General features: G+C 71.6%; 1 protein-coding gene. It reads right to left on the reverse strand.

The genetic code is table 11. The features are described 5' to 3' along the window. Nucleotides 1–5,131: amino acid adenylation domain-containing protein (locus AB0D53_RS41515; protein WP_362454712.1), on the reverse strand; the 5,131-nt coding region annotated here is incomplete at both ends.

Raw genomic sequence — 5,131 nt, forward strand, 5'->3', positions numbered from 1 at the left:
ACTCCACCGAACGCGCGTCATACAGATCAGTCGCATACTCGATCGTGATGTCCAACCCACCCGGCCCACCATCCACCGAACGACGCTCCGCGAAGCCGAAGGTGAGGTCGAACTTGGCGATCTCCACCTTCGAGAACTCGTACGCCGCTTCCAGCCCCGGGAGTTCGGGGGCGTCGGCGGACATGTCGCCGACGGTGAGCATGACCTGGAAGAGGGGGTGCCGGGCGGTGGTGCGCTCGGGGTTGAGGGCCTCGACCAGGCGGTCGAAGGGCAGGTCCTGGTGGCTCCAGGCGGCCAGGTCGGCCTCCCGGACCCGGCCCAGCAGCTCACGGAAGCTCGGGGCACCACTGGTGTCCGTACGCAGGACGAGCGTGTTGACGAAGAAGCCGACGAGGTCGTCGAGGGCCGGGTCGGTGCGCCCTGCGACGGGTGAGCCGAGCGGGATGTCGTGGCCGGCGCCGGAGCGGGACAGCAGGGTCGAGACCGCCGCCTGGGCCACCATGAACAGGGTGCTGCCGGTCTCCTGGGCCAGCGAGGTGAGCGAGTCGTGCAGGTCGGCCGGGCAGTGCACGGTGTGTGTGGTGCCCCGGTTGGACGCGGTGGCCGGCCTGGGCCGGTCGGCCGGGAGCGTGGCCTCCTCCGGAAGGTCCGCCAGCGCTGCGCGCCAGTAGTCGAGCTGGCGTTCCTCGTCGCTTCCCAGGAGCCGTTGCTGCCAGAGGGAGTAGTCGGCGTACTGGACCGGCAGCGGCTCCCAGGCGGGGGCGGTGCCCTCGGTGCGGGCCTGGTAGGCGGTGGCCAGGTCGCGGAAGAGCGGCCCGTTGGACCAGCCGTCGGAAGCGATGTGGTGGATGACCACCAGCAGGATGTGTTCCTGCTCGCCGACCGAGAGCAGATGCGTGCGGATCGGCGGCTGGACGGCCAGGTCGAAGGTGGCCGCGGAGAGGTCGGCCAGTCGTGCGGTGAGTTCCTCCTCGGTGGTGGTGATCAGGGGCAGGTCGATGACGGTCGGAGGGAGGATGCGCTGGTGGGGGGTGCCCTCGTGGGTGGGGAAGACGGTGCGCAGGCCTTCGTGGCGTGTGGTGAGGTCGGTGAGGGCGAGCTGGAGCGCCTGGGCATCGAGTGCGCCCTTGAGGCGCAGGGCGAGCGGGATGTTGTAGGTGGCGGAGGGGCCTTCCATCTGGTCGAGGAACCACAGCCGCTGCTGTGCGGAGGAGAGCGGGATGATGTCCGTCCGCTCCTCGGGCATCAGCGCGGGCCGGGGCAGTTCGCCGCTGCCCGCGGTGACGCACTCCGAGAGGGCGAGCACCGTCGGGTTGCGGAACAGATCCTTCACTCCGAGCTGCACCCCGAACGCGCGCCGGATGCGGCTGATCAGGCGGGTGCCCAGCACCGAGTGTCCGCCCCGGTGGAAGAAGTGGTCGTCGATGGTGACCGACGGCAGCCCGAGGACGGCCGCGAAGAGACCGCAGAGCACCTCTTCCTGCGGTGTGCGCGGGGCACGCCCGTGGGTGGCGTGGGAGACCTGGGGTGCGGGCAGGGCGCGTCGGTCGACCTTGCCGTTGGTGGTGAGGGGGATCTCGTCGAGGACGACGAAGGCGGACGGGACCATGTACTCGGGCAGCGCGGCCGAGACATGGCCGCGCAGTTCGGCCACGTCGATCGGGGCGCCGTCGGCGGCGACGAGGTAGGCGACGAGGCGCTTGTCGCCGGGCCGGTCCTCCCGGACCACCACGGTCGCCTGTCCCACACTCTCATGGCCGGTCAACGCGCTCTCGATCTCGCCGAGCTCGATGCGGAAGCCGCGGAGCTTGACCTGCTGGTCGGCGCGGCCGAGGTACTCGACCGAGCCCTCGTGGTTCCAGCGGACCAGGTCGCCGGTGCGGTACATCCGCGTACCGGCCGGACCGTACGGGTCCGCGACGAAGCGGTCCGCCGTCATGCCAGGCCGGCGGAGGTAGCCACGGGCGAGGCCGGCGCCGGCGATGTACAGCTCACCGGGTGTGCCCGGCGGGACCAGCCGCAGGCCTTCGTCGAGTACGTACAGCCGGTGGTTGTCCAGGGGCTCACCGATCGGGATGGCGCCCGTGTAGTCCAGCGGGCGGTGGATGCGGTGGGTGGTGGCGAAGGTGGTGGTCTCCGTCGGTCCGTAACCGTTGACGACGGTGACGTCCGGGCAGTGGTCCATGACGCGGCGCACCGCCTCCGGCGGAACGACGTCGCCGCCCGCCCACACCTCACGCACCCCGGCGAAGGCCTCCGGGACCTCCTCCGCCATCACCCGGAACAGGCCCGCCGTCAGCCAGAGCGAGCTGATCGCGTGCTCGGTCAGCAGCCCGCCCAGGGTCCCGGGGTCGAGGTAGCCCGGAGGTGCCACCACAACCGCGCCGCCGTTCAGCCACGGCACCCAGATCTCGTGGGTGGCGGCGTCGAAGGTGTGCGGTGAGTGGAACAGCACGCGCCGGTGGTTGCCGTTCGCGTACATGGTCTGGGCCGCCAGGTCCGCCACATTGCGGTGGGTGACCGCGACGCCCTTCGGGAGCCCCGTCGAGCCCGAGGTGAACATCACGTACAGCCACTGGTCGGGGTGGGCGCCGGGTGCCGGTGGTATGGCGGGGAGGTGGGAGAAGTCGGCGGCTGCGTCGAGCACGACCGTCTCGGCGGCGGTCCGGGCCACGATCGGGTGATCGGCCAGTGCCCGGTCGGTGAGCAGGACCGACGCCGCGGTCTCGGTGAGGATGTGGAGCAGCCGGGTGTCGGGGTCCGCGGTGTTGAGCGGGGCGTAGACACCGCCGGCCTTGACCACCGCGAGGAGCCCGGTGAGCAGGTCGGCCGACCGCTCCATCAGGACGGCGACGACGCTCTCCGGCCGGACGCCGAGGCCCACGAGGTGATGGGCCAGCCGGTTGGTGTCCGCGTCCAGCTCCGCGTAGGTCACCTCGCGGGCGCCGTCGACCAGGGCGATCGCGTCCGGGGTACGGGCGGCCTGTGCGGCGAACAGCTCCGCGAGGCCCGCGTCGAAGGAGCCGGTGACCGCGCCGTTCCATCCCTCCAGGAGCCGGTGGCGCTCGTCGGATCCGATGAACTCCAGTTCTCCTACCGGGATCTCGGGGTGTGCGACGGCGTCGCCGAGCAGCCGGACCAGCCGGTCGGCGACCGCTTCGACGGTACCGGCGTCGTACAGGTCGGTGGCGTACTCGACCCTGATGTCCAGTCCACCGGGGCGGCCGTCGGCCGTGCGGTGTTCATGGAAGGAGAAGGTCAGGTCGAACTTGGAGATCTCCAGGGTGGTGAAGCCCGACTCGGTCGTGATTCCCGGGAGTTCGAGGGTCGGGGTGAGTGCTTCCTGAAGGGTGAGCACCACCTGGAAGAGGGGGTGCCGGGCGGTGGAGCGCTCGGGGTTGAGGGTCTCCACCAGCCGGTCGAAGGGCAGGTCCTGGTGGGCCCACGCCGCGAGATCGGCCTCGCGGACCCGGGAGAGCAGGTCGCGGAAGCCGGGGTCGCCGCTCAGGTCCGTGCGCAGCACCAGGGTGTTGACGAAGAAGCCGACCAGGTCGTCCAGGGACTGCTCCGAGCGGCCCGCGATCGGGGCGCCGATCGGGATGTCGTCGCCCGCGCCGGAGCGGGACAGCGCGGTGGCGACGGCGGCCTGGGCCACCATGAACATCGTGCTGCCGGTCTCCCGGGCCAGTCGGGTGAGCGCGTCGTGGAGCTCCGCGGGTACATGGACGCTGTGGGTGGAGCCTCGGTAGGTGGCGACCGCCGGGCGCGGACGGTCGGCCGGCAGGGTGGCCTCGTCGGGCAGGCCGTCGAGTGTGTGGCGCCAGTACTCCGCCTGCCGTTCGCCGTCCACCGCGAGCAGTTCCTGCTGCCAGAGGGTGTAGTCGGCGTACTGGACCGGCAGCGGCTCCCAGGCGGGGGCGGTGCCCTCGGTGCGCGCCGTGTAGGCGGCGGTAAGGTCGCGCAGCAGCGGAGTGGTGGACCAGCCGTCGGAGGCGATGTGGTGCATCACCACCAGCAGGACGTGCTCCTGCTCACCGAGTGCGAACAGGGTGGCACGGAGCGGCAGTTCGGCCTCGAGGTCGAAGCTGCGGGCAGCGTACGCGCCGAGCTCGGCCTCCAGCGCGGCCTCGGTCGCCGCGACGACGGGCAGTTCCACCCGGACCTCGGCCGCCGGCAGCTGCCACTGGTAGGCGGCGTCGTCCGCCATCCCGAAGAGGGTGCGCAGCGACTCGTGCCGCACCACCAGGTCGGTGAGCGCGAGCCTGAGGGCCCGCGGGTCGAGTGCGCCGGTGAGGCGCAGCGCCAGCGGAATGTTGTACGTCGCCGAGGGGCCCTCCAGGTGGTGCAGGAACCACAGCCGCTGCTGGGCCGAGGAGAGCGGGACCCGCTCGGGCCGCACCGCTTCCCGCAGTGCGGGCCGCTGCACGGCGTCCCCGCCCGCTTCCACGAACTCGGCCAGCGAGGCCACCGTCGGGCCCTGGAAGAGGTCCCGGACGGTGATCTGGACGCCGAAGGTCTGCCGGATGCGGCTGATGAGCCGGGTGGCGAGCAGGGAGTGCCCGCCGAGGTGGAAGAAGTGGTCGTCGATGGTGACCGACGGCAGTCCGAGGACCTCCGCGAAGAGGCCGCACAGTACTTCCTCGCCCGGCCCCCGGGGCGCGCGCCCGGTGGGTTCGTTGCTGAACTGCGGGGCGGGCAGGGCGCGTCGGTCGACCTTGCCGTTGACGGTGAGGGGGATCTCGTCGAGGACGACGAAGGCGGACGGGACCATGTACTCCGGGAGCGTGCCGGCGATCTCGCGGCGCACCGCCTCGGTGTCGATCCGGGCCCCGTCCGCGGCGGTGAGGTAGGCGGCGAGGCGCTTGTCGCCGGGCCGGTCCTCGCGGACGACGACCGTGGCCTGCCCGATCTCCTCCTGAGCGGTCAACGCACTCTCGATCTCGCCGAGTTCGATGCGGAAGCCGCGGAGTTTGACCTGTTGGTCGGCGCGGCCGAGGTACTCGACCGAGCCCTCGTGGTTCCAGCGGACCAGGTCGCCCGTGCGGTACATCCGCGTACCGGCAGGGCCGTACGGGTCGGCGACGAAGCGGTCGGCGGTCAGCGAGGGACGGTCGAGATAGCCCTGCGCCAG

This window comes from Streptomyces sp. NPDC048295, assembly GCF_040652135.1.
Taxonomy (GTDB): domain Bacteria; phylum Actinomycetota; class Actinomycetes; order Streptomycetales; family Streptomycetaceae; genus Streptomyces.